Annotated in this window: 18 protein-coding genes; 7 read left to right on the top strand and 11 right to left on the bottom strand. The window is 56.6% G+C overall.

Annotation, left to right across the window (positions count from 1 at the left end; translation table 11 throughout):
- Positions 1 to 165: 165 nt before the first annotated feature.
- Both J7400_RS19175 and J7400_RS19170 read right to left on the bottom strand, forming a co-directional pair.
- The gene (locus J7400_RS19175) at positions 166 to 2,451 is read right to left on the bottom strand and encodes a response regulator (protein ID WP_209065712.1); all 2,286 of its coding nucleotides are present in this window, start codon (positions 2,449 to 2,451) and stop codon (positions 166 to 168) included.
- Between the two features lie 918 nt (positions 2,452 to 3,369).
- Entirely contained in the window at positions 3,370 to 4,134 is a 765-nt protein-coding gene (locus tag J7400_RS19170; protein WP_209065711.1) for a helix-turn-helix domain-containing protein, read from the bottom strand.
- Positions 4,135 to 4,433: 299 nt separating this feature from the next.
- On the opposite strand from J7400_RS19170, the gene J7400_RS19165 reads away from it, so the two are divergent.
- The 3 genes from J7400_RS19165 (at position 4,434) to J7400_RS19155 (ending at position 7,290) form a co-directional block, all read left to right on the top strand.
- On the top strand, positions 4,434 to 5,414 hold the full coding sequence (locus J7400_RS19165; RefSeq protein WP_209065710.1) for a sialic acid TRAP transporter substrate-binding protein SiaP: 981 nt from the start codon (positions 4,434 to 4,436) through the stop codon (positions 5,412 to 5,414).
- Between the two features lie 64 nt (positions 5,415 to 5,478).
- Complete coding sequence (locus tag J7400_RS19160; RefSeq protein WP_209065709.1) at positions 5,479 to 6,006, top strand: TRAP transporter small permease; 528 nt, start codon at positions 5,479 to 5,481, stop codon at positions 6,004 to 6,006.
- A gap of 6 nt (positions 6,007 to 6,012) precedes the next feature.
- Entirely contained in the window at positions 6,013 to 7,290 is a 1,278-nt protein-coding gene (locus J7400_RS19155) for a TRAP transporter large permease (RefSeq protein ID WP_209065708.1), read from the top strand.
- Between the two features lie 431 nt (positions 7,291 to 7,721).
- Here the strand turns inward: J7400_RS19155 and J7400_RS19150 are convergent, their stop codons facing one another.
- The 8 genes from J7400_RS19150 to J7400_RS19115 are packed head-to-tail and all read right to left on the bottom strand — an operon-like array spanning position 7,722 to position 14,843.
- A complete protein-coding gene (locus J7400_RS19150) occupies positions 7,722 to 8,165 on the bottom strand; it encodes an SRPBCC family protein (RefSeq protein WP_209065707.1) in 444 nt (147 codons plus the stop codon).
- Entirely contained in the window at positions 8,165 to 9,025 is an 861-nt protein-coding gene (locus J7400_RS19145) for a phosphoenolpyruvate hydrolase family protein (RefSeq protein ID WP_209065706.1), read from the bottom strand. Before J7400_RS19145 ends, J7400_RS19150 begins: the two co-directional genes overlap by 1 nt.
- A gap of 1 nt (position 9,026) precedes the next feature.
- Positions 9,027 to 10,235, bottom strand: a complete 1,209-nt coding sequence (locus J7400_RS19140) for a Tm-1-like ATP-binding domain-containing protein (protein ID WP_247738928.1) — start codon at positions 10,233 to 10,235, stop codon at positions 9,027 to 9,029.
- Between the two features lie 29 nt (positions 10,236 to 10,264).
- A complete protein-coding gene (locus J7400_RS19135) occupies positions 10,265 to 10,984 on the bottom strand; it encodes an ABC transporter ATP-binding protein (RefSeq protein WP_209065705.1) in 720 nt (239 codons plus the stop codon).
- Positions 10,974 to 11,747 (bottom strand): ABC transporter ATP-binding protein, encoded by a 774-nt coding sequence (locus J7400_RS19130; protein WP_209065704.1) that lies wholly within the window; start codon positions 11,745 to 11,747, stop codon positions 10,974 to 10,976. The genes J7400_RS19135 and J7400_RS19130 overlap by 11 nt, the downstream gene beginning before the upstream one ends.
- Positions 11,738 to 12,976, bottom strand: coding sequence for an ABC transporter substrate-binding protein (locus J7400_RS19125; protein WP_209065703.1), 1,239 nt, complete (start codon positions 12,974 to 12,976; stop codon positions 11,738 to 11,740). The genes J7400_RS19130 and J7400_RS19125 overlap by 10 nt, the downstream gene beginning before the upstream one ends.
- Positions 12,977 to 13,002: 26 nt before the next feature.
- On the bottom strand, positions 13,003 to 13,977 hold the full coding sequence (locus tag J7400_RS19120; RefSeq protein WP_209065702.1) for a branched-chain amino acid ABC transporter permease: 975 nt from the start codon (positions 13,975 to 13,977) through the stop codon (positions 13,003 to 13,005).
- Entirely contained in the window at positions 13,977 to 14,843 is an 867-nt protein-coding gene (locus tag J7400_RS19115) for a branched-chain amino acid ABC transporter permease (RefSeq protein ID WP_209065701.1), read from the bottom strand. Before J7400_RS19115 ends, J7400_RS19120 begins: the two co-directional genes overlap by 1 nt.
- 188 nt (positions 14,844 to 15,031) lie before the next feature.
- Here J7400_RS19115 and J7400_RS19110 point away from each other — a divergent pair, with 188 nt between their 5' ends.
- From J7400_RS19110 to J7400_RS19095, 4 genes are all read left to right on the top strand, one after another.
- Positions 15,032 to 15,673, top strand: coding sequence for a phosphoenolpyruvate hydrolase family protein (locus J7400_RS19110; RefSeq protein WP_209065700.1), 642 nt, complete (start codon positions 15,032 to 15,034; stop codon positions 15,671 to 15,673).
- Complete coding sequence (locus J7400_RS19105) at positions 15,670 to 17,385, top strand: phosphoenolpyruvate hydrolase family protein (RefSeq protein WP_209065699.1); 1,716 nt, start codon at positions 15,670 to 15,672, stop codon at positions 17,383 to 17,385. Before J7400_RS19110 ends, J7400_RS19105 begins: the two co-directional genes overlap by 4 nt.
- 267 nt (positions 17,386 to 17,652) lie before the next feature.
- Positions 17,653 to 18,042 carry an ABC transporter permease subunit gene (locus tag J7400_RS19100; RefSeq protein ID WP_209065794.1) on the top strand — a complete coding sequence of 130 codons (390 nt, stop codon included), beginning with the start codon at positions 17,653 to 17,655 and terminating at the stop codon, positions 18,040 to 18,042.
- Between the two features lie 10 nt (positions 18,043 to 18,052).
- Entirely contained in the window at positions 18,053 to 18,736 is a 684-nt protein-coding gene (locus J7400_RS19095; protein WP_209065698.1) for an ABC transporter permease subunit, read from the top strand.
- A gap of 267 nt (positions 18,737 to 19,003) precedes the next feature.
- Here J7400_RS19095 and J7400_RS19090 read toward each other — a convergent pair whose 3' ends face one another.
- Positions 19,004 to 19,519 carry a (2Fe-2S)-binding protein gene (locus J7400_RS19090; RefSeq protein ID WP_247738922.1) on the bottom strand — a complete coding sequence of 172 codons (516 nt, stop codon included), beginning with the start codon at positions 19,517 to 19,519 and terminating at the stop codon, positions 19,004 to 19,006.
- Positions 19,520 to 19,731: the final 212 nt, after the last annotated feature.

Below are 19,731 nucleotides of genomic sequence, written 5' to 3'. Positions count from 1 at the left end.
GCGTCCGACACCAGCCCGCTAAAAGCGCTCATATTCGACACACCAGCTTAACTATCTCCACAGAGCTACAATCCGGTGAGGAACCAGTGGGCAAAATTGCTTGGCCAGATCGATAATGCACCGACAAGCATTCTAGACCAGTCAAGTAAGGCAGCTCAGATTGCGCTATCGCGAAAGAAACCCCGCTATCCGATCCAGCACCTCACCAGCTCGATAAGGCTTGGCGAGGTAGTCATCCATGCCACAGGCCAAGAACCTCTCGCGCTCACCTTCGTTCACATGCGCGGTCACGGCAATGATTGGCGTATAGGAGGATGTGTCCGCCTCCAACTCGCGGATTTTCTGGGTCGCCTGTAAACCATCCATCACAGGCATGGAGACATCCATCAGGATCATACGGGGCTGGTGGCGTTGATAGCGCTCAATGGCTTCAACGCCATTCTTAGCGACTACAAAACGATAATTGTGCTTTTTCACAATCGCCATCAGCAAGCGCTGATTAGTCATGTTGTCATCACAAATCAAAACGTCCACTGCGCCCGCTGCCCCCTCGTCAGCAGGGTCCACCAGAGGCGCGGAAACAGGGCTATTAGATGCATTAGGCTTGGGCGCTTCGGCCAATAGTTTGAAACGCTCTGGGTTCAGAAGGCGCATCATGGCATTGCGCAGTTGCGTCGGCTGCAGTGGTTTCATCAAATGGGCAATCCCACCAGCAGCTTGCATGTCCAGTTCCGTCGGCGTCGACTGAACAGAGTTCACCTGCAAAATCGGCAACGCGCCGTTTGTATCGTGTGACATCTCCTGCCATTCCGACAGGCTACTTTCGTCCACGATAGCGAGATCTGCTTGCGGAAGAGAATGATCCGCACAGCTCTCTGATGAAACTACATGTGTCGCGGCGCCCCAGGCCGTCAGCAACTCCACCAAGATGGCACGCCGCGCTGTGTCATTATCCGCCACCAAAACAGTTTTGCCGCCAATCTGCGTCTTGGCATCCTGTGCGAGCGTTACGTCTGAAGCGGCTTTCAGGTTGATTTCAAAAGCGAACGTCGACCCGTGGCCCAAAGTGCTTTCGACAGAGATGTCCCCATCCATAAGGGTGATCAGCGTCGAACTGATCGCCAGCCCCAGCCCGGTCCCGTCATGACTGCGCGTGTACGTCCCGTCCACTTGGGCAAACTCATCAAAAACGCGGCCCAACTCATGCTCCGGGATACCGCATCCTGTGTCCTGCACACGGCACACCAGACGCCATTGACCATCCGTGTCGCAGGCTCCGGTGACATCAACCCGCACAAATCCGCTATCTGTAAATTTGATGGCGTTGCTCACGAAATTCAGCACCACCTGCTGCAGTCGACCTGCGTCACCGACAAAAGTCTTGGGTAAGACCGGATCGACCCGCACTGTCAGATCAAGGTCTTTTTCGGCTGCACGCGCAGACATAAGTGCACCAACACTTTCAAACACTTGCGTCAGTGCAAAAGGCTGTACCTGAATTGTCATCTGACCGGCGCGCAGCTTGGAGAGATCCAAGATGTCGTTGATGATGGTCAGAAGCGATGTACCGCAACTGTTGATGGTCGCGACAAACTGGCTTTGCTGCGGGTCCAGAGCTGTATCCGCCAAAAGGTCGGTTGTGCCGATCACACCGTTCAAAGGTGTGCGAATTTCATGGCTCATCACCGCAAGAAACTCTGTTTTGGCACGATCTGCCGCTTCAGCGCGTTCTTCCGCCTCCTTGACCTCAGTGACGTCAATTTCGCTGGTCAAAATGACGATATCACCGTCAACCGCATCCACCCGTTTTTGCATGATAATCTCATGCCAACGTTCGCCAAAAGTGGTCTGCACGCGCGCAACCTTACGCGTGTCTTCACCCACGCAAAGCTCTGTCAAGAGTTCATCGGCAACGTCTGCTTCCACAAACCGCGACCAGAAAGATTTCTTTGGGTCATAGGTCTCTCGTGCTGCAGGATTCTGATAAAGCGTTTCACCATTCTCCATATGAAGAGAGATCGCAACCGGTGTATGCAATAGCGCTTCGGCACTGCGAACGGTGGTTGGCGCGCGCTGCTTATCACTTGTCCCTTCACACAACATGGCAATACGTCCATCAGGCAACGTCACGCCCAGCAACGTCACATTCAGATGCTGAGGTTTGCCATCAGGATACAATGTCCAGGATTCATTCAACACAAGGTCAGGGTTCGACAAATCTGCCCGATACTGCTGAAGACGCGCATGGACCGTATCGGACATGTCTGCCCCCAGATCACGAGAGCGCAGTTCGTCCAGCGTCACCGCATCCCAAACACGTAACGCGGCTGCATTGGCCCAAATGACGCGCTTTGCGTCGAAATCATAAATCCACATTGCCGTCGCAAGTCGATCTGTCTGGCGTGCAACAAGATCATGCAAATCCTGTACATTCGCTGGAGCAAATTCCATTAGCACGCTGCCTTTTGATTGGTGGACCCACTGAGAATTTCTGTCAGGAGCGCCCAGGTATTGCATTTGTGAAATTGTTTTGAGATCTTGACACTCGCCAAATGTCTCTCTGCATCGGAGAAGCTTATCAGGCCAGGCACCCTATTTAGTGCAAATGAAGGTATTTGTCTCAATAGGCAAGTGACCAAACAAAAGGTGTGGTTACAGATGCTCAAGTTTCCCAACCAAATGCGTGGGAAACAAACCCTTTTTGGCGCGCCTTGGCTGAAGCCGCACAAGAGTCCAGTGTGACATTTCATACAACAGCGTTTCCTCCCTCACCAAACACCGATACTAAACTGCCGCAAAAGAGTACAATACCGCGTTAACATCGCTGCGTTAATGTGGGTCTGATCGCAACTTTTCCGTCGCCAATCCGTGGTGGACATGATCACGCTGATGATAGTCTGGTCAAGCTCTTGCCTAAGATTCCAGTTTTGGCGGCGATCAGCATCGGTTCCGTCCTAAGCAATCGCACTTAGGGCCTAGGAACGGACCCAAAAGGCAGTGCCAAAAGCACTGCAGCTCATACTCCTAGCTAACTGACTGCACCGCCCCATCCGACACACAAAGCACGCCAAATGCAAAGCAACATTGCCAAGCGCAAACACTTAAGTTCGATGTTCGTCTTAGCTCAGACTGAAGCCAGTAGCAGAATGCAACAAGTGTGAAATTTGTCCTTATTCATGCGCTATTCGCTGGTTTCGGGGGAAAACAACGCCGCTACCGAGCGAGACTTAGCCGAGGAGTATGAACTCTCCAATCAATTTTTGCTTTGAGAGGCCGAAAACCCACGGGTTGCGCAACCTCTCCAATTTGGAAGCGAACAACAATTGCGTCCTGCCCTAAATCAGACTGACGAGACTGATATTGAACATGTCAGGCGCGTAGAATCGAAGTCGCGATGGTGTTTCTGATCTTTAGAAGCTCGGCCTCAATCTCTTCCACATCAGCCTCACATGTGGCGTTGTTGGCGTAGGGCACCGTGAGTGCTCCATGAAGTTGTCCGCCCAAAGAAACCAACGGCACGGAGAGATCCACAACTCCGCCCATAAAACGGCTGTTGAAGCGCAATACTCCATTCTGAGCCAAAGATCCGCGGTATTCTTCCAAGTTGTCGGAGCAAAATTCTGGGTTTCGCTCTCGAATGCGCGCCTCAGTCTCTGAGTAGTGAAATGGGTTCATTGCACAGAGCATTACGATACCCGATGCCGAGTCTTCCAACGGTCTGCGAGAACCAATGGGTACGCTGATCGACATCCGCAGAGGCGGTTCCCATCGCTTCATAACAACCATCTCATCGCCGCTTGGTAAAACCAATTGGCATGGTGCACCTGTACGGGTAGAAAAGCGGTCCGCCATCGGTGAAATCGCCTCAAAAATATCTTTTATAATTGGGGCACTAAGTCCCATCTCCAGCAGTTTAGATGTGGTCACATACCCATAGCCCGCCCCTGCTTTTTCCAAAAAACCCTCAGCTTCCAAAACCGCGATCATCCGAAACACTTCGTTTCGGTTACGACCGAGTTCGGCGGCAATGTCCTGGGTGCTTAGCGGCTCTGGCGCTTTGCTCACAATCTCAAGAATTTTCAGCCCACGCGTGAGAGCTGGTGCGGAATAGGAGGATTGAGTCGATTTCGTCATGCGTCACCCTTTCGTATTTGACACACTGTTTCAAATATGCAAATCATTCAACCCGCATCAGGGAGGAAGATGTGAGTTGATGCCAGATTTGGAGACATCTCGCAGGGCGCAATCGTCGAAAAAACGCAGCTTGTTGCAAAGCTGCGCAGCACGCCATCGCTCCAAAGGCCTCCTCAGTTTGTATTTGAGCGCCCTTCCAAAAAGCCGGGACAAAACCTCGATTTCCGTAAGAACACCGCCCTTAGCGAACGCACCAGCATTTTAGCCAACAGTTTCAAAACATACCCAGGGAGGAAAAAATGAAACTACATCACATCCGCACCGTTGCCCTAGGCGCAACTATGGCGCTCACTGCAAGCGTATCCACCGCTTCGGCGCAGGAAGTTCTACGCTTTGGTCACGTCTATGAAGCCTCAACGCCGTATCACGCAGCAGCCGAACGAGCAGCTGATCTATTGGAAGAAGCCACCGAGGGTCGCTACACGATGGAGGTATTCCCAGCCTCTCAACTTGGCAAAGAAGCTGCGCTGAACGAAGCCTTGTCTCTGGGCACAGTCGATGTGATCTACACAGGCATTGCTTTCTTGGGTCAGTCTTATGGCCCAATCAGCATCTCTGATTACCCATTCACAATGCGTTCGTATGACCATTGGAAAGCCTATGTTGGCTCTGACTTGTTTGCAGAAATGAGCGAGGCCTATAGCAAGGTTTCCGGTAACACCATCGCAGCAATGACTTACTATGGTGCGCGCCATGTGACTTCGAACAAACCCATCATGTCGCCAGAAGATATGGACGGGCTGAAAATCCGCACACCAAATGCGCCTGCTTATCAGATGTTCCCAAAAGCAACTGGTGCAAACCCAACACCAATGGCCTTCGCAGAGGTCTATCTCGCTTTGCAACAAGGCGTTGTAGACGCGCAGGAAAACCCACTGCCAACCATCCAGTTTAAAAAGTTCCATGAAGTGCAGTCCAACATCAACTTAACGGGCCACATCACTAACTCTCTGGCAATGGTAGTGTCGCCGGTCACCCTCGGCAAAATGGGCGATGACGGCCAAGCCCTTCTGAACGCTTTGGCGGAAGCCGCCTCTAGCACCTCTGATGAAATTGTTGCCTCAGAGGCAGAACTCGCTGATTGGTTCCGCGCACAGGGCGTGACCGTCAACGAAGTGGATCGCAAACCCTTCATGGATGCGGTGTCTCCAATGCTGACCAGCGCAGATGTGCCTTGGACGCCAGAGATCTTCGCGCGCCTGCAAGCGATCAAAGAATAAAAATGGTTCTGGGCCTGCCGATTTCGATCGGCAGGCCCAGCAACATATGGAAAGGAAAGGTCCGATGAAGGACATGATCCAAGCGCCTGAAATCGATTTTGACGCCCTGGCTCAAGAAGACGAGCTGCACTTCAAAAACTTCAAAATCAGCATAGCCGATTACCCGCTTCTCGCCCTCTTTGCGGCGTTGTTTTGTGTCGTGTTCCTGCAGTTCTTCACCCGCTACGTCCTCAACGATTCAATCGCATGGACGGAGGAAGCAGCCCGGTATCTCCTGATCTTGCTAAGTTTTTGCGGTGCAATCCGCTGTCAGGTGATGGGATCGCACATCGCACTCGAATTTGTAGACAAGTATTATGGCCGTCACCTGAAGTGGGTCCATCTCTTTGCTCTACTGGCGAGTTTTGCACTGTTTTCGACCATCCTGTGGTCAGCTTGGGAGCTGATCCAGCGCACTTCGTTTCAGCAAATGGTCTCTCTCCCTTTCCCCAAATACTACCTTTACGCGGGCGTGATGGCTCTGGCCGGGATCAATGCATTGATCATCATTCTACAGATCTTCACACGACTGAAATCCGCGACACGGAGCTAAGAATCCATGGGCCTCTTCATACTTTTCGCATCGCTCTTTGGTTTGATGCTGCTGCGCGTGCCAATCGCATTCTCGCTCGCGCTTTCCTCCTTCGCCTACATTCTGCATTCCGGCCTGCCGCCGGTTCTATTGATGCACAATATGGTCAATGGCATGGATAGCTTCCCGCTCCTTGCCATTCCCTTCTTTATTCTTGCCGGTGCATTGATGAACTCTGCCGGCATCACCGCGCGTATCTTCGGCTTTGCCCGCGCCATTGTGGGCTGGATGCATGGCGGTCTTGGCCACGTGAACATCGGCGCAAGTATTATCTTCGCAGGGATGTCCGGCGCTGCAGTGGCTGACGCCGGTGGTCTTGGCGCAATTGAAATCAAAGCCATGCGCGAAGCGGGCTATGACGACGATTTCAGCGTGGGCGTCACCGCAGCGTCATCCACCATCGGCCCCATCATTCCGCCTTCATTGCCTTTGGTGATCTTTGGCGTCATGGCATCGGTCTCGATTGGCCAATTGTTCGTCGCTGGCATTGTGCCAGGCTTGATGATGGCGGGCGCTCTGTCGGTGATGGTGTGGTGGATGTCTCGCAAACGCGCCTATCCCCGCGACGTTGCTTTTAGCGTCACCCTGATTGGCACCCGCTTCAAGGCAGCCTTCTTGCCCCTGATGACCCCAGTTATCATCGTCGGTGGCATTGTGTCCGGCGCGTTCACACCAACTGAGGCAGCCATCTGCGCGGCGGCTTATGCGCTGGTGCTGGGCACTTTGGTCTACCGAACACTCACTCTGCGCAAACTTGCCGTGATTTCTTTGGAAACCATCGAAACCACGGCCGCGATTATGCTGATCGTTGGTGCAGCCTCTGTGTTTGCTTGGATTTTGACGGCCAATCAGATCGCCACTCAATTTGCTGAATTCGTGTTGTCCTTCACCGACAGCAAAGCCGTAGTATTGCTGCTGATCATGGCGATCGTTCTGATCGTGGGCCTCTTCATGGAGACCATCGCCGCAATCTCGATTCTGGTGCCTGTCTTGATGCCTGTGGCCGCGCAATTCGGGATCGATCCCATTCACCTTGGCATCATCGTCATTTTGAACCTGATGCTGGGCTTGTTGACGCCACCTGTGGGCATGGTGCTCTTTGTACTCTCCCGGGTTTCAAAGGTGCCCTTTGAGCAGTGTGTAAAGGCCACCCTGCCCTTCTTAGTTCCGCTGATTGGCGTACTCCTGCTGCTCACCTTCATACCGCAGCTGGTGCTTTGGCTGCCTGAACTGCTCTATGGATGAGCCAATTTTCGTGACAATCACGAAGTCGAAATGCCCACATTAGAGCCAGCAATCAAAGGTTAGCTCTGTTCGGTCTTGTATTGTGTTACCTTCACAAGGTTTCACGTTCGGTCGCTACAAACATCAAGAGCCACGTCGAGGGCTACCTCAGCGCGGCTACCGAGCGAAGAAGAGTGACATTGGCCCGCCTAAGTGTGCTGTGTCGGGTGAAATTATTGCAGCGCAGGTTGCCAACAGGCACTGTGCAGCAGGCCAAAGCAGTGGCCGACAACACCTAAGTGCTTCGCCACGCTCTGGGCCGGGTCGACAGATTTCGCGATGTCTCCAACCTGACCAGCGCGCATCGCTGCCACCTGACCTCAGTGACTTTTGCACTTCGACAGAGACGCTAGTGTTGCCAGCCGATAAAAAACCGGCCAGCAAGCAAGACCTCACCTCTTAAAGCTGTCCTCGAGAGCTCGGAAGCCACCGATAAACACATCATTGGCCACGAAATCCTGCCAATGCTGGGTCTGACCATCTCCGGCCTCAAAATTTGCCCACCATTCCGCAAAAGTTTCGTTGCGATCAGTGATCGGCGTGAATTTCATCTTGGCGATGTAGTTCACAAACGGCAGTGGCCCGTTGGGCAGCATGTCATATGACAACGTGTGCTCAAGATCGGAGATCGCCAGCAGCGTCTCGCGGATGCGGCCAGAACCATCGGTCAGGGCAAAGTTGCGCACGCAGCCCACCTCGCCATTGGCATGCCCCTCTTCGATCTTACTGTCCGTGGCGGCGGGGTGCCAGCTCGGCAGCCCGTTAAAGTCGCGCACCCGCTCCCAGACCTGCGCCACTGGCACGGCGATAACGGTAGAAGAATAAGCTTTGATCATCAGGCAACTCCCTTTTTGACGGCGGTCCCGCAACGCATTGCGCCGAACTTTGCGGTTTGCTCGGAAATGGCGCGCTCGGTCGGCAAGCGTTCCATCGATGAGGCACCATAGAACCCATGACAGTCAGGGCAAAGATCAAGGAAAGCTTGCGCATCCTCAGGCTCGGCCAGCGGGCCGCCATGGCAGATAAAAATCAGGTCGTCGCGGTGCGCGCGAGCCGCAGCCGCCCATTCGTTATAAAGGCGCGCGCAGTCTTCGATTGTCGGTGCGCTATCGCCCGCGCCGATTGCGCCACCTGTGGTCAGGCCGAAATGCGCCACGATGACATCTGCGCCCGCTTTGGCCATGTCCGCCGCATTCTCGGCGCTGAACACATATGGCGTCGTCAGCAGATCACGCTGGCGCGCCTTCGCGATCATCTCAACTTCCATCTCATAAGACATGCCCGTCGCTTCAAGCTCCTGACGGAAGCGGCCGTCAATGATACCGACGGTGGGGAAATTCTGCACACCGGCAAAGCCCATGCCTGCCAAATCATCGAGAAACTCATCCATGATGCAGAACGGGTCGGTCGCATTCACACCCGCCAAAACCGGAGTATTTTTCACCACGGGCAGCACTTCGCGGCCCATGTCTTTGACGATCTCATTGGCATTGCCATAAGACATATAGCCTGCGAGCGAGCCGCGTCCAGCCATGCGATAGCGGCCTGAATTGTAGATGACAATCAGGTCAATTCCGCCTGCTTCTTCGCATTTGGCCGACAGACCCGTGCCCGCGCCGCCGCCGATGATGACCTTCTCTGCCGCGATCTTTGCGCGCAACCGACCAAGGATGTCTTTGCGTCCTGTAACCGCCATGTCAGCTGTCCTTTTCCGTATAGATTTCTTTGAAACTGCTGATCGCCGCCGCGGCGAAAGCAGGGTCGTTGATATGCATGTCCAGCTCGACGAGCTGGCGATCTGTTGTGATCTTCACGGTGTCGCGCAACGCCTGAAACAGCGCCGCGTTTGCCTCTGGATCGTGGAAGGCACCGCCTTCGATATCGAGCGCCGAGACCCCGCGCAGCGGCAGCAAGAAGCGCACCGGCCCTTTGCAGGCATTGAGCTTTTCACCAATCCACCGTCCGATCTGGGCGCATTCCTCGACTGTGGACCGCATCAATGTCACTTGGGCGTTGTGGTGATAAAACGTGCGTCCCTTGAACTCGGCCGGCACAGACTCTGGCGACCAGAAATTCGCCATATCGAGCGCGCCGCAAGAGCCTACGTAAGGGATTCCGGTGCGGGCCACGGCATCCAGCCGCTCTTCACCCGCAGACAGAAATCCGCCGACAATCAGATCGCATATTTCGGTGGTTGTGATGTCCAGCGCACCGGCGATCTCCCCCTGATCAATCAGTTGCTCCATTGAGCGCCCTCCAGAGCCAGTGGCGTGAAACACGAGACAATCAAACGCGCTCGACAATTCGTCGGTGATGGCCTGCACCGCTGGTGTGGTCACGCCAAACATCGAGAGGACCAAAGCCGGGCGATCATCCGCGCTCTCAGGAATGGCGTGGGTCATCATGCCGTTCAATGCGTGGGCCGCATTGGCCAACAACTTGCGCGACACGCGGTTGATCCCGGACACATCCGTGACCGGATGGAACATATTCACATCCGACGCACCCACATAGGCTGAGACATCGCCAGAGGCGAGCGTGGAAACCAGCACCTTTGGAAGGCCAATGGGCAATGCCTGCATGGCAGGGGCAATAATGCCCGACCCGCCGGAGCCGCCCAGACCGATGATGCCGCCCAGATCCTCCTGCCCCAATACATAAGCCTCAAGCGCCTTGGACATTTCGACCACGGCGCGCCCGCGATCGTTCACGAACACCGTGGCAGGGCCTTCAGGATGGCAGGCCGCGACAGTTGCCGCGCTGACATCCGCCACGTCTTCGCCGCCTTTGGTGCCGACATTGACCAGAACTGTCGGCGTTCCTGCAGCTTCAATCAGATCGCGCACATATGACAGCTCCGCAGCTTTGGTGTCCGCCGTGCCAACGACATAGGCTTTCTTGATCATCTTCACGTTCTTCTCCTCCTGTCGCTGCCTCAACCCGCCTGCCCAGGCTCAAGCCCCAGATGTCGCTTTTGCATGGCAGTATCTTCCTCAAGCGCCTGCGCGGTCATCCGCTCGACGACCTCGCCGCCGACCATGATCGCCACATCTTTGACCGAGGCCAAAGCCGCATGCAGGTTCTGTTCGACCAAAAGCACCGCGATGCCTTCTTGGGCGATCAATTCGATCAGTTTCACCACATCCGAAACAATTGCCGGGGCCAGCCCCTCGGTCGGCTCATCCAGCACCATCAGACGCGGGTTCAGCAACAACGCGCGGCCGATGGCCAGCATCTGCTGTTCCCCGCCAGAGAGCGCATTGCCCAAATTCCGGCGACGTTCCTTAAGGCGCGGGAAGGTCTCGTAAACCCGGTCAATCGTCCACGCGCCGCCTTTGCGCGCCACAATTTTCAGGTGCTCTTCAACCGTCAGCGAGCGGAACACGCGCCGTCCCTGCGGCACATAGCCGATGCCCATGCTAGCGCGTTTTTCCGGGGCCAGCCCGGACAGATCAACGCCGTCAAAGCGGATCGTCCCGGCTGAGTTCGGATGCAGGCCCAGAATGGTATTGCAAAGGCTGGTCTTGCCCATGCCGTTGCGTCCCAGAATGCCCAGAGGCCTGTCGCCCAGATTCAGATCCACCCCATGCAAAACATGGCTAGACCCATAGCGCAGGTCGAGCCCGCGTATTTCAAGCAAAGCGTCAGTGGCCATGTGCGCCCCCGATATAAACTTCATGCACCTGTTCATTGCGCATGATCTCGTCAGGTGCGCCTTCGGCCAGCATCCGACCGTTATAGAGCACCGACACGCTTTCAGAGGTTTGCAACGCAATATCCATGTCATGCTCGATCAGCACGACAGTCACGTCTTTGGGCAGTGACATCAGCAATGCGCTCAGCTTGGGGCGCTCCGCCGGGGACAAGCCTGCCGCCGGCTCATCAAGGAGCAGAATCTTTGGGTTCTCCGCCAGAGCAATGCCAATCTCGAGCTGCCTGCGCTGACCGTGGCTCAGCTCGGACACTTCGCGGCTCAGGACATCGGCGACGCCGGCGACATGGGCCAGCCGCTCTGCCTCGAACATGCGTGCGTCGGCCTTGCGCACGGGCATGATCTGCCCCCAGCCGCCGCGCACCCCGGCCACCGCCAGAAACAGAGTTTCCTGAACGGTCAATCCATTGAACAGATGGGCGTGCTGATACGTCCGGCGCAGCCCACGCCGAATACGTTTGTTGATCGGCTCGCGTGTCACCTCTTTCCCAAAGAGGGTGATCGAGCCGGTCGAAGCGCTCAGATCGCCGGTCAGCACGTTAAACAGGCTGGTTTTGCCCGCCCCGTTTGGACCGAGGATCGCGCGGCGTTCGCCGGGACGGACTGACAGGGTGATGTCCTGCACAGCCCAAAACCCACCGAAGCGCTTGCCAATGCCCTGAGCTTCCAGGGCATTGACGGTGGTATTTGCAGCACTTACGGGCACGAAGGATTGTCCCGGCTCACCGGACCTGCGGCCAGGAAGGTCTCTTTGTCCTGCCCCAGCAGCTGGTTCACATCGCGCACAACTTTCACCACGCGGTTGCCCAGAGTGCCGTCTTCACGCTCAAACACTTCGGTTACAAAGTTGTCGACGATGCCGTTGCGGTTTTCGTCCAGACGCATAGTGCCGCCGGTCGGGGTGACAAAGGTCAGATCGGTCAGAGCTGCGCGGAACGCTTCCTGATCGCTCGACAAATCCGCGTCCACCTCGTCCAGCGCCAGCATCGCCGCCTTGGCGCTCATGTAGTAGTGATGCGCAAAGATTGACGGGGCCGAGAAGCCATCGGGAAAGGCTTCGGTGTAGCTGGCGGTGAAAGCTTTCCACTCCTCACCGTCATAGTCGCTCACCGTCGGGGTGCCCGCAGGCGCGCCAACCAGCAGCTTCTTGAACGGACCCTTGGAGTCAAGGATCGACTGGTCGATGGTGATTGAGCCGCCGATGATCGGCTTGTCGCCTCCCGCCTGGCTGTACTGCGTCAGGAAGTTGACCGCATCCGCACCGCCAAGCGCGACAAAAATCGCGTCCACATCCTGTGGGATCGAATACACAACCGAGGAATAATCCTTGTTCCCAATCGGGGTCCAGAACTTCTCAGGCACCTTGCCACCAGCTTTGCAGTACTCGCTCATAAAGCCCAGAACCTGCGTGTAGGGGAAGGAATAGTCCTCGGCGATCACGGCCACCGTTTCATAGCCCATTTCGTTGTAGGCGTAGTCGCCCACACCCACCATCCACTGGGCACCATCGCCACCAAAGCGGAAGAAGTTTTCGGAGCTGTCACGCAGCGTGGTATCCTGTGCGGCAGAAGAGCCGTTGAGGAAGGTCACAGCGGGGTAAGATTTGGACAGATCGCGCAGCGCCAGACCTTCGGATCCCGAGAGTGGGCCCACGATCATGTCAACGCCATCCTGCTCGATCAGCTTGCGGGCCGCGTTCACGGCGCTGTCAGGGCTTGCATCCGAGGACATGGTGATCACTTCTATGGACTTGCCGTCCACTTCACCGCCCACTTCTTTTACCGCCAATTCGGCGCCACGGATGCCATCCTGACCCAGCGCGGCAAAAGCGCCTTCAAGGATCGAGATCACTCCGATTTTGATGTCGGCGGCCGAGGCCGGCATGGCCATCGCGCTGAGCGCGAGCACCGATGCTGCGAGTTTGAGCTTGTTCATGTTAAGGTTCCTCCCTTTTGATTTGCTCAATTTGTTGTCTTGGGTGCTGGCTGCGGCGGAGTCGGGCGCAGGCGCGTGCCCCAGTCCGTCACAAGCTGCTGCAACCCGTTGGGCGCCGCGATCACGATCAGCAACAGAACGGCGCCGATCAGTGTATTGAAGCGTTCGCGGTCAATCAGATCGACGGCAAAGGTGTCGAGTAGGACAAAGACCACCGCTCCGACAAACGCCCCGCTGGGGTGGCGCAGGCCACCGATCACGGCGATGATTAGCAGGTCGATGATGGACCCCAGCCCGACCGAAAAGGACGACACGCGCTCCTGATACCAGGCATTCAGAATGCCGCCGGTCCCGGCCAGAAAACCCGAGAAGGCAAAGGCTGCGACGATCGGTGTGGTGACTGAAATGCCCAGAGCGAGCACGCGCCCCGGCGCGTCGCGCACGGCCTGAATGGCCAGACCCAGAGGCGAGCGGACAAAGCTATTGACCAGCACCAGCGCAATCACGGCAATTGCCAATGAGAGAAGATAAAGCGGCAGAGGATCACGCAGGCTCATGTCGCCAATCATCGGAGCGCGCACGCCCGAGAAACCGGTCCAGCCATTAAAGAAGGTGTAGTTCTGGCGGGTGAAGTAGAAGAAAGCCACGCCAATCGCCAATGTGATCATGATGGCATAAATCCCGCGCGACCGACGTGCGATCAGGCCAACAATCGCGCCCGAAAGGGTCGCTAGCACCAAGGCCAGCGGCACCGTCAGCCAGAAAGTCAGCTCAGTGCCCACACCCACAGTGTTCGGCCCGAAATAGGCGATGGTGTATCCCGCCACGCCGGCCAACGTGGCCTGCGCGAAGGAGACAACGCCAAGATATGTGGCCAGAAAGCTCAGGCTCAGTGCCATCACTCCAAGGATCAGCGCGCGGGTCGCAACCTGGGTCAGCCAGAAATCATTCAGCATCAGAGGCAGGAGCAAAAGCGGGGTTAGGATTGCAGCGTGTTTCATTATTGTTCAGCCTTTCCAAGCAGCCCCTGCGGGCGCACCGCGAGAACCAGCACCATGATTGCGAAGGTGAAAACGACACCATAGGTCGGCGCATAGGCGAGCCCGTATTGCTCGGCGAGCCCCACCAAAAGCGCCCCAAGCGCCGCACCACCGATTGAGCCCATGCCGCCCACGATCACCACAACAAGCGACGACAGCAGGAATTGCAGATCCGTGCCCGGTGCAATCGACAACGCACTCGCCGCAACCACGCCCGCCATGCCAGCCAGCAAACCACCAAGAGCAAAGACCAGAACAAAGATGCGATTGATCGGATAACCAAGCGCCCGCAGCATGTCTTGGTCATCCACGCCGGCGCGGATCACAGCGCCAAATCGGGTCTTTTGGATCAAGAGCCACAGCGCAATGCCCGCCACCAAGGCAAAGCCCATCAGCGCCAGCCGGATGTTGGCATAACCCACGCCAAGGACCGGCAAACGCTGACCACCCGCCAGCGCCTCCGGCAGCTCAACCTGATACGTGATGCCGCCCCAATACCACAGCATCAGGTCCGCCATGATGATCGAAATCGCAATGGAAGCCAGCGTCTGGCGCAGCTCATCGCCCTGCATCCAGCCCAGAACGCCGAACTGAACCAGCGCCCCTGCTAAGGCCGCCGCAACACCACCGCCCATGACGCCAAGCGCCCAGGAACCGGTGAGGTCAACAACGCTATACCCGACATAACCGCCCAACAGCAAAAGCGCGCCATGCGCCATATTCACGGTCCGCATCAGACCGAAGATGAGGCTAAAACCGCTGGCTGCGAGAAAGTAGAGCGCTGCCAGCGTCAAACCGTTCAAGGTGACAATAAGAAAAAGTGTCATGAGTCCTCCGTTGCCGAAGACCATGCCGGAATTTTCTGCAAGGGCGCAGATCTCGATGAATTGTCACGCGAAAAATTAATCTTTTATTTTCAGTATCTTACAGAGGTATCGAGGAGCCGCTCTCTGCAAAAATCAGAAATTTTCAGAAATTACTTCCAATTACGACCTGTTTCTTCCTACAAATCGGAATGCAGAAACTGACTCTGACCGGACATTGCGCCACAGCACCTGTCCCGCGAAGCCGCATCTATTGCCCTGCGCTTGATGGCCTGACACCCCGTCAGGCGGATCTGTCTTTTGTGATGCCGCGCATGGATCACAACCGGGCGCTGCGCGAAACGGCAAACCAGGGCGACTGGGCGTCGATACTGGCCAGCGATCCGTTTGGCTCCACCTCCGCCTTCTTCTCACGCCTCAAAGAGCTGGGGTATAGAGGCGTGGCAAACTGGCCCTCCTCGATCCTTTTGGAAGGCATCCTAAAAGAGACAATGGCGACAATCCCCGCCACGCCGGAGTTTGAATATGACGTCCTCGCTTCAGCGCAGCGCGCGGGGTTGGGTGCGATGGCGTTCTTTCTGTCCTTGCAACAGGCGCGTGCAGCCATGCAGGCCGGTATCAAGCGGTTGGTGCTACACCCGGGATTGCTGGTCTCAGAAGGTGGCATCGCGCCAGACATGGTGCTCGGATCTCTGCAAAGGTTGATCAACGCGCTCAAATCTGAGGCCGAAACGGTCGAGGTGTTGGTCTACACATCCGCATGGCACGAAAGGTCATTGCCACTCAGCACGTTGACCGCTGACGGGGTGATCTGGTTTGGGGACGCGCCATGAGCACATCCGAAAAACCCTTCCTTTTTGCAGCCGTTGTCGGCTCGGGCCTGACGGCAAAAGCCGCGGACAAAGCCGGCGCGGATTACTTGCTTGCGCTCAACGCAGGCCGGTTCAGGGTGCAAGGCGCATCATCACTGACCAGCTTCCTGCCGGTCCGCTCTGCAAATGATTGGGTGATCGAATTTGCCGAACGTGAAATGCTCGGCCGCTGCGATGCTCCGTTGACGGCCGGATACTCCGTCAGCGACCCGACTCTCGATATCGAAAACCTGATCAGCCGCACCCGCGATCTGGGCTTTTCCGGCATCTGCAATTTTCCCTCCACAACCCTGCTTGACGGGCGTATTTCCGAAGTTCTGGAGCAAGAAGGTTTGGGCTTTGCGCGTGAGCTTGACCTCGTGCGCCTCGCCTCCAAGGCCGGGCTGACCTCTTTTGCATATGTACGCACGAACCAACAGGCGCGCAGGATGGTTGATGCGGGCGCCACGGCGATCTGCGTGAATGTCGGCTTTACCAGCGGCGCGACCGGGGTCGGCACCCATTTGACCTTGGACACGGCCGCCCGGCTGATTGATCGGGTGCTGGAAGGTGTGCCCGCCACCGTCGACAAGCTCTGCCACGGCGGCCCAATCACCTCTCCCGAAGAGGCCCTGGCCGTCACGCGCATCTGCAGGGTCGAAGGCTTTGTGGCCGGCTCCACGCTGGACCGCTTGCCTGTCGAGCAAACCCTGAACGAAGTGACGCGCGGCTTCACTGCCATCCCCGCGCTGGCGCGCAGCTCCTCTAGCTCAGAAAGCTCCGGTCACGACCTCGTAGGCTCATCCCATGCCATGCAACACATCCGCGCTGATCTTAATGACCTTGCCCACGCGGATATCCCCGTTCTGCTCGTCGGAGAAACCGGCACAGGCAAAAGCCGCGCCGCACTGCACCTTCATGAAAGCGGCCTCACCGCGCGGCGGCAGCCGGTTGTGGTCGACTGTCCTGCCCTGACATCAGAAGATGGCGCAACCTATCTGTTGGGACGCGGCGGCGGCAGCAGCGGCAGCCAGCGAGGCGCGCTTGAACAGGCGGCGGGCAGCACGGTGATCCTTGACGAAGTCTCAGCCCTGGCCTTGGACCATCAGGGCAAGCTCATGAAATTCGCGGACGAAAGGGTCGTGCAACGCGTCGGCGATCACACACTCCGCGAAGTGTCGGCCCGGATAATTTCCACCACCTGCGAACAGCTTGACGAGATCGCTGAGACTGGCGCATTTCGCCGCGATCTGTTTTATCGCCTCTCCGGTCACGAAGTCATCCTGCCCCCGCTGCGAGAGCGGGTGGATGACATCCCTGAGCTCGCCCTGCATCTGGGACGTAAACAGACCGGCATGGAACCAAAATTCTCAAACGCTGCCTTGCGGGCGTTTTTAGAGCATCCGTGGCCCGGCAATGTGCGCGAACTCGGCTTTGCCGTGCACCGCGCCATCCGAAATGCAAATGGCGGCACCATCGACCTGCGCGCGGTCGAGTTCCTGCGCAGCAAGCCGCAAACGCCCCAAACCATACCCGAAGAGCCAAAGCTCCCCGCAACCGCCAAATCCGAAAAGGAATGGATCGCCGAAGCCCTGGCCCGCAACGGTTTCCGCCGCGCCCAGACCGCCGCAGAGCTCGGCATCACCACACGCACGCTCTACAACAAAATAAAAAAACATGGCCTGCAGACCTGATAAAGCGGCACATTTTCTGGAATTGAAGGAACCAGCAGCGCAAGCTTGGCGCGATGGCTGACCATTAATCTAACGTATGATCGCTTCAAAACTGGGGCCGCTAAATGTCCGCACTGACGGACACTTCGGAGCTTCAATACTCGGGCTGAGATGTCCCCCTTGGAAAGCTTCTAAATGACCTAGATGTCGTGCGCACATCGACTAATGCAAATGTGAAGGCGCACTTCTGTATTCTAAGCATTCCCTGTTGGGAAGAATTTCGCTTCACTGGAGCCACTATGTCTCGCCATCTATTCGCTATGGCCGTCGCGTTATAGCTCCCGTTTAACGCGGTTCCTGTCCATCCCACTAGGCCAAATCGAAGCCGCCAAAGCCATCGGCATGACCCCACGCACCTACATGATCCGGATCGTGTGGCCGCAGATCGTTCCCTTGGCTCTGCCAAGCTTCACCAACAACTGGCTGGTGCTTCTGAAAACAACCGCACTCGCCTCAATCCTTGGGCTCCACGACATCATGTACAACGCCCATCAGGCTGGACGTACTTCGCAGGAGCCGTTCCTGTTCCTCCTCATGGCGTTTTGCATCTATCTGGGGTTGACCATGATTTCCGATGTCGGCTTGCGCGTGCTTGGCAAGCGCTACGCGCTGAAATGAGGGGCAAGCGATGGAATACGATCTGATCTGGGAACATCGCGGCCTTTTTCTGGAAGGTGTCTGGACAACAATCTGGTTGATTGGCTCTTCGCTGCTGATCGGCGCAGTGCTGGCGATCCCTCTGGCTTTGTTTCAGGCCTATAAAATTCCCTATCTCGGCCGTGCCGCCGCCACCTACAGCTATGCGTTTCGCGGCACGCCGCTCTTGGTGCAGCTGTACCTTCTCTATTACGGAGTGTCGCAGTTTGAGGCGGTACGTGAATCTATCTTCTGGGTTGCCCTCAAACGCCCCGAAATCTGTGCTGTGCTTGCCTTCTCTCTGAACAGCGCGGCCTATGTCTGTGAAATGATCCGCGGCGCCATCCTGGCGATCCCGCAGGGAGAAATCGAAGCGGCACAGGCCATCGGCATGACCCGCGCCAAGGTGACCCGCCGGATCATCATCCCAAGCGCGCTGCGCCGCGCCCTGCCCGCCTACTCCAATGAGGTGATCTTCTTGCTGCATGCTAGCGTCATCGCCTCAACAATCACCATCACCGATATCCTCGGTGCCGGCCGGACCCTGAACGGCATGTATTACCTCGCCTATGAAGGTCTGCTCGTGGCGGCGGTTCTCTATCTCGCGATTGTATTCCTGGTGGATCGAGTCTTCAAACAGGCAGAACGGCGTTATCTGGCATATCTGGTGCGCTAAACACATGGAGCGCCATGTGAAGCGGCGCTCTCACAACCACCATAAATGCGGTGGAAAGAGACGACTACGACGTTGGCTCAAAACCCGGTCGGGTCACACTCACGGAAGACACGACGCCGGACGTTTTCACAACCATACGTGAAAACTTAGGACACGGGCGCAAGTTTTTGGCAGCTTCCCACCTACTTGCGCCCACTGTTCTGCCCTACACGCCCTCATCTCAACTCCAAGACCGACCCGCATCCGTTAGGCGACGATTGCTCTTCGTTAGTTTTCCTGATCCGGGCTATAGGCCGCGAGCTCTCCCAATGTCACAGGCTTAAGCGGTGACCGAATGCGCAGGGCTCCGGTTTCGATCTGTGTCTGCCCTGTTTCCTGCGCGAGAATCTCTGTCACGGTCAGCCCGCAGAACCGTCCCTGACAAGGCCCCATGCCAGACCGCCTAAAGGCTTTGGCTTGATTGGGCCCTTTACAGCCCAACTCAGCGAAACGGCGGATATCTCCGGCGGTCACCTCTTCGCAACGGCATATGATGGTGTCATTCGCGGGCCACAGGCACTGTTCAAACGGGGGGTAGGCGCGATCCAGAAACGGCCGCACTGCCAACTTCTTGGCGCGTTTTTTCTGCAATGGCGCGGAAAGCGCCTCTGCATCGGAAACCAGCCCCAAAGTCTGCGCGGCGCCAAATGCGGCAATTTCACCAGACAGGGCCGCAACCTTCGCGCCGCCAATCCCGGCACCGTCTCCGGCGATGCTGATGCTCGGATGAGATGACACCCCCATTGCATTCACCTTAGGAAGAAAACACCGCTGCGTCTGATCATAATCGTGATCCAGCCGCAACGCGCGGGACATCTGCGTATTTGGCACTGATCCTCCCCCACTGAAGTGGTCCGCCGCTATGTTTAGGAAAACGGAGGATTCACGATGGGAAACAAGCGACACAAGCCCGAGGAAATTGTCACGAAGTTACGACAGGTTGAGGTGCTTGCCGG

This window comes from Shimia sp. R9_2 (assembly GCF_017743735.1).
Classification (GTDB): Bacteria; Pseudomonadota; Alphaproteobacteria; order Rhodobacterales; family Rhodobacteraceae; genus Shimia.
Note: the sequence above shows the minus strand (reverse complement) of the source record. Positions and strands in the feature narration are given on the sequence as shown.

What these genes read in the sequence shown, in the direction of transcription:
- J7400_RS19165 (WP_209065710.1), top strand. Translation starts at nt 4,434, where the DNA reads ATGAAACTACATCACATCCGCACCGTTGCCCTAGGCGCAACTATGGCG.
- J7400_RS19125 (WP_209065703.1), bottom strand. Translation starts at nt 12,976, where the DNA reads ATGAACAAGCTCAAACTCGCAGCATCGGTGCTCGCGCTCAGCGCGATG.
- J7400_RS19150 (WP_209065707.1), bottom strand. Translation starts at nt 8,165, where the DNA reads ATGATCAAAGCTTATTCTTCTACCGTTATCGCCGTGCCAGTGGCGCAG.
- J7400_RS19175 (WP_209065712.1), bottom strand. Translation starts at nt 2,451, where the DNA reads ATGGAATTTGCTCCAGCGAATGTACAGGATTTGCATGATCTTGTTGCA.
- J7400_RS19155 (WP_209065708.1), top strand. Translation starts at nt 6,013, where the DNA reads ATGGGCCTCTTCATACTTTTCGCATCGCTCTTTGGTTTGATGCTGCTG.
- J7400_RS19160 (WP_209065709.1), top strand. Translation starts at nt 5,479, where the DNA reads ATGAAGGACATGATCCAAGCGCCTGAAATCGATTTTGACGCCCTGGCT.
- J7400_RS19110 (WP_209065700.1), top strand. Translation starts at nt 15,032, where the DNA reads ATGCAGAAACTGACTCTGACCGGACATTGCGCCACAGCACCTGTCCCG.
- J7400_RS19135 (WP_209065705.1), bottom strand. Translation starts at nt 10,984, where the DNA reads ATGGCCACTGACGCTTTGCTTGAAATACGCGGGCTCGACCTGCGCTAT.
- J7400_RS19090 (WP_247738922.1), bottom strand. Translation starts at nt 19,519, where the DNA reads ATGGGGGTGTCATCTCATCCGAGCATCAGCATCGCCGGAGACGGTGCC.
- J7400_RS19140 (WP_247738928.1), bottom strand. Translation starts at nt 10,235, where the DNA reads ATGATCAAGAAAGCCTATGTCGTTGGCACGGCGGACACCAAAGCTGCG.
- J7400_RS19120 (WP_209065702.1), bottom strand. Translation starts at nt 13,977, where the DNA reads ATGAAACACGCTGCAATCCTAACCCCGCTTTTGCTCCTGCCTCTGATG.
- J7400_RS19145 (WP_209065706.1), bottom strand. Translation starts at nt 9,025, where the DNA reads ATGGCGGTTACAGGACGCAAAGACATCCTTGGTCGGTTGCGCGCAAAG.
- J7400_RS19095 (WP_209065698.1), top strand. Translation starts at nt 18,053, where the DNA reads ATGGAATACGATCTGATCTGGGAACATCGCGGCCTTTTTCTGGAAGGT.
- J7400_RS19170 (WP_209065711.1), bottom strand. Translation starts at nt 4,134, where the DNA reads ATGACGAAATCGACTCAATCCTCCTATTCCGCACCAGCTCTCACGCGT.
- J7400_RS19115 (WP_209065701.1), bottom strand. Translation starts at nt 14,843, where the DNA reads ATGACACTTTTTCTTATTGTCACCTTGAACGGTTTGACGCTGGCAGCG.
- J7400_RS19105 (WP_209065699.1), top strand. Translation starts at nt 15,670, where the DNA reads ATGAGCACATCCGAAAAACCCTTCCTTTTTGCAGCCGTTGTCGGCTCG.